Annotated in this window: 5 protein-coding genes; 4 read left to right on the plus strand and 1 reads right to left on the minus strand. The window is 36.4% G+C overall.

Translation table 11 applies throughout. The features are described from left to right. The 4 genes from AACY61_RS10505 to AACY61_RS10520 all read left to right on the plus strand — a co-directional run. A partial coding sequence (locus tag AACY61_RS10505; protein ID WP_339611533.1) for an adenylate/guanylate cyclase domain-containing protein occupies positions 1–720 on the plus strand: 720 nt, incomplete at its 5' end. Positions 721–842: 122 nt separating this feature from the next. Next, positions 843–1,655 carry a YitT family protein gene (locus AACY61_RS10510; RefSeq protein ID WP_339611534.1) on the plus strand — a complete coding sequence of 271 codons (813 nt, stop codon included), beginning with the start codon at positions 843–845 and terminating at the stop codon, positions 1,653–1,655. A 33-nt stretch (positions 1,656–1,688) separates the two neighbouring features. After that, positions 1,689–2,576 (plus strand): YitT family protein, encoded by an 888-nt coding sequence (locus AACY61_RS10515; protein WP_339611535.1) that lies wholly within the window; start codon positions 1,689–1,691, stop codon positions 2,574–2,576. Then, the gene (locus AACY61_RS10520; RefSeq protein ID WP_339611536.1) at positions 2,573–3,163 is read left to right on the plus strand and encodes an HD domain-containing protein; all 591 of its coding nucleotides are present in this window, start codon (positions 2,573–2,575) and stop codon (positions 3,161–3,163) included. The genes AACY61_RS10515 and AACY61_RS10520 overlap by 4 nt, the downstream gene beginning before the upstream one ends. 255 nt (positions 3,164–3,418) lie before the next feature. Here the strand turns inward: AACY61_RS10520 and AACY61_RS10525 are convergent, their stop codons facing one another. Next, on the minus strand, positions 3,419–3,529 hold the full coding sequence (locus tag AACY61_RS10525) for a LuxR C-terminal-related transcriptional regulator (protein ID WP_339611537.1): 111 nt from the start codon (positions 3,527–3,529) through the stop codon (positions 3,419–3,421).

Consider the following 3,529-nt stretch of genomic DNA (forward strand, 5'->3'; position numbering starts at 1 on the left):
CCAATAGATTTTAAAGATTTGGAAATAACAATTGAAAAAACAATAAACCATGTCGCCGTAATAAAAAAAACATTGCAGGCTGTTAAGGAAAACAACATCCTGAGGATGTATGTCGATGAAACGGTGCTTAACTTTATGGGAGGAAATAAAATGGAAACCTCCCTCCTTGATAATGAAACTGTCGAGGGAACCGTTGCTTTTATTGATATATGCGGATTTACGGCAATTAGTGAAAATGAACCTGCAGACGAGGTAGTAGCAATGCTCAATACCTATTTTGATATTATGGTACATGAAATTATTAAAGAGGAAGGCATCGTCGATAAATTTCTTGGTGATGCTGTAATGGCCTCCTTCAAAGGGGAGTTTCATCTTGACCGGGCAATGGATGCGAGTTTGAATATTAGAAAAGCCATTTATAATGCAGATATCAAAATAGGGTCTAAAACCTACAAACCTGAAGTTTCCATCGGAATAAACAGCGGGGAGATGGTATGGGGCAATATTGGATCTGTCACTTTGAGAAGACTGGATTATACTGTAATCGGGGACGCTGTAAATGTAGCTGCAAGATTACAGGCAGCAGCCAAAAAAGGTCAGATCCTTATAAGTGAAGCAAATTATGAAAAAGTAAAGGAATCTTTTTCCTGTAGCCGGGTGGCAGAAATAAAAATGAAAAATAAAGAAAATCCCCTTACTGTTTATGAGATCCTGAGTTAAGGAAAAGCTTTAAAATTAAACACCCTTAGATACTGGGTAATAAACAACAAAATTCTTTAATGATTAACCACAAAAAAATTAATTGGCATTCAATTTTCTCATTGCGCTCTCTTTTATTTACAATGATTGGGATTTTTTTTGCTGTCGTGGGTCTGCAGGGTTTTTTAATCCCAAATAATTTTCTTGACGGAGGGGTAACAGGGGTCTCCATCCTATTACTCGGAATAAGCAGTCTTCATATTAGCATACATTTAATAATCTTCAACTTGCCTTTTGTAATTATAGGATTTAAAAAGATTGGGTACACTTTCGGTATCCACGCAATTATTGCAATTCTATTGCTGGCGGCAGGAATGTATTTTATAGAAATCAATGTTTTCACACAAGACAAAGTACTCATTGCACTTTTTGGTGGGTTTTTTATAGGACTAGGTATTGGGTTTGTTATAAAAGGAGGAGGCGTTATAGATGGTCTTGAAGTTATAGCTCAATACACAGAAAAAAAATCGGCTTTTACATCAGCAGAGATCATTTTGGCCCTCAATATCATCATCATTTTAGGGGCGGCATACCGGTTTGGTATCGAGACCGGTATGTATTCTATTCTTGTATATTACACTGCCATGAAAACCACAAATTATATTGTTGATGGCTTTGAAGAATTCACCACTATACATGTAATCTCCAAAGATGCCGTTGCAATTCAAAGCCTTATCGTAAAGGAGCTTGGAAAAGGGATTACAGTATTTAAAGGGGAACGTGGTTACTTGCCCGGCACCTATGAAAAAAAAGAAATTTGCAATATCGTCATGACGGTGGTGACCCGACTGGAAATACATCGGTTAAAAAAAGCAGTATTAAAGGTCGATCCCCATGCTTTTATTTATGTCAACAGTATAAAGGAAGTTAAAGGTGGGGTATTTAAACGTTCATAGAGGATAAAAGTTTAACACAAATTACAATAAATTATGAGTAGCTCAGATCGTATTAACTGGAAGTCAATTTTTTCACTGTCTTCAATGGTGTATACCATTTTAGGCGTTTTTTCTGCCTTTGTTGCATTACAGGGATTTATGATCCCTAATCATTTTTTGGATGGTGGTATTACAGGGATCTCAATTTTAATAGAGGAAGTTTTTCATATTCCTTTCAGTGCTTCATTCATCCTTTTCAATTTGCCGTTCATTTTCATGGGCTATAAGAAAATAGGAAAGACCTTCAGTGTAAATGCTCTTTTGGCTGTTCTGTTACTTGCTGCCCTTATGACTTTTGTAAGCTTTCCACAAATTACCAGTGACAAGGTGCTTATCGCAGTATTTGGCGGTTTTTTTATTGGATTGGGGATCGGTCTTGTTATACGCGGTGGCGGGGTAATAGACGGGCTGGAAATCATTGCCCACTATACCAATAAAAAAATTGGTTTCTCTACAAGTGAAATTATTTTGGCCTTTAACACCCTGCTCTTCATTGGCGCTGCTTTTGAATTTGGAATTGAAACAGCAATGTACTCCATCCTGGTTTATTTTACAGCTATGAAAACTTCAGATTATGTGGTTGACGGATTTGAAGAATTTACCGCCTTAACTATTATTTCCAAAGAATATGAAATGGTAAAATCTGTGATAGTAAATGATTTTGGAAAGGCTATCACCGTTTATAAAGGAGAAAGGGGTTATCTTCCATCCAGTTTTGAGATAAAACAGGATTGTGATATTGTAATGACTATTGTAACCAGAATAGAGATACACAGGATTAAGGAAACCATAAAAGAGTTGGATCCCAATGCATTTTTTTACGTGCAAAGGATCAAGGAAGTAAAAGGTGGATTGGGAAAACATAATAACAAGCAGCATTGACAGACAAAATATTTGAAAATAGCTATAAGAAAGTTATAAGCCGATTGGAAAAGGAACTTCCTGACTCGCTGGCCTATCACAATGCGCACCACACCGAATTTGTAGTTGAAAAAGCTAAAATGCTTGCGGATTATGAAAATATAAAGGGAAGAAACCTGGAACTCATAAAGATTGCAGCACTGTATCATGATACCGGGTTTTTGTTAAATCGGGAAGATCACGAAAGCAATAGCTGCCAAATAGCCACCCAGGACCTTCATCCTTCACTTCTAACCCAAAAGGAATTGGATACAGTATGCGGAATGATCATGGCTACAAAAATTCCGCAAAGACCACATAATATTCTGGAAAAAATAGTAGCAGATGCTGACTTATTTTATCTGGGCACACCAAAATATACAGAGTTTAGCCGGAAACTTTTTATTGAACTAACACATTTTGATTCTTCAATAAATGAGGATAAGTGGTTGAAGATTCAAATCGGTTTTCTGTCATCCCACAGCTATCACACATCATATGGAAAGGAAGTCCTTGAGCCGGTTAAACGCAATACTTTAAAAGCTCTTATAAAAAATGGTGAATCCTAACAAAGCTATATAACTAAAACAATGCTTCCTCCTGATGGTGATTTAAAATAAAAATCTTCCGCAACATCCTAAAAAAACTAATAGAGCAAAATAAAGTTCATAGCTACATCTTTAACACCATATACAAAATTGTGCTTGTGGTTATTGGAAACATGATTGCTGAGCACCTTATCACAACCCGCCCTCGAGAGGTTTTTCTATGTTGTATGCTTCTCTTGAGCTAGCTCAATCCAAACTGTGCTTTCAACTACCAATTCACAACTCATTATCATACGATTTCTTAATCAACTCCGCCTTAGAGTTGATTTCCAAAGTAGTGTAAATATTCTTGATATGGCTTCTGACAGTGTCTAAGGAAATAAACAA

This window comes from uncultured Planktosalinus sp. (genome assembly GCF_963973675.1).
GTDB lineage: Bacteria > Bacteroidota > Bacteroidia > Flavobacteriales > Flavobacteriaceae > Planktosalinus.